The organism is Agrobacterium sp. ST15.16.024 (assembly GCF_027956545.1).
GTDB lineage: Bacteria > Pseudomonadota > Alphaproteobacteria > Rhizobiales > Rhizobiaceae > Agrobacterium > Agrobacterium cucumeris.
This window is the reverse complement of record NZ_JAQKGO010000071.1, coordinates 1-380: the sequence shown is the minus strand read 5'-3', so window position 1 is coordinate 380 and position 380 is coordinate 1. Positions and strand designations below refer to the sequence as shown.

Genomic DNA, 380 nt, shown 5'->3' with positions numbered 1-380 from the left:
TATGTCAAAACCGGGCTGCCCGGCATGGCCTATGTCCGGCTTGATCCACAGGCCGCCTGGCCGGAAAACCTCGAACGCAATCTTGTCAAGTGAGGGGGGCCGCGATGGTCACGCCCTCCGCAACGAATGACAGAAATGCACCGGTCGCGCGGCTGACCGATGTGCGGCTGACCTTCGGAAGCACCATCGCGCTGGCCGATATATCGGTCGAGATCCCCGCCGGGCGGATGATAGGGCTTATCGGGCCGGACGGTGTCGGCAAATCGAGCCTGTTGTCGCTCGTCTCTGGCGCGCGCGCCATCCAGAAGGGCAAGGTGGAGGTTCTGGGTGGCGATATGTCCGATCCGCGTCACCGCGAGGATACCTGCCCGCGTATTGCC

1 protein-coding gene and 1 pseudogene are annotated in these 380 nt (G+C 63.7%); both read left to right on the top strand.

Annotation, left to right across the window (positions count from 1 at the left end; translation table 11 throughout):
• Positions 1 to 93 (top strand): annotated as a pseudogene (locus PL640_RS25785) (multidrug transporter); the annotation flags it as partial.
• Between the two features lie 11 nt (positions 94 to 104).
• Positions 105 to 380, top strand: a 276-nt coding sequence (locus PL640_RS25680) for an ATP-binding cassette domain-containing protein (RefSeq protein WP_271363889.1), incomplete at its 3' end; no start/stop codon positions are given.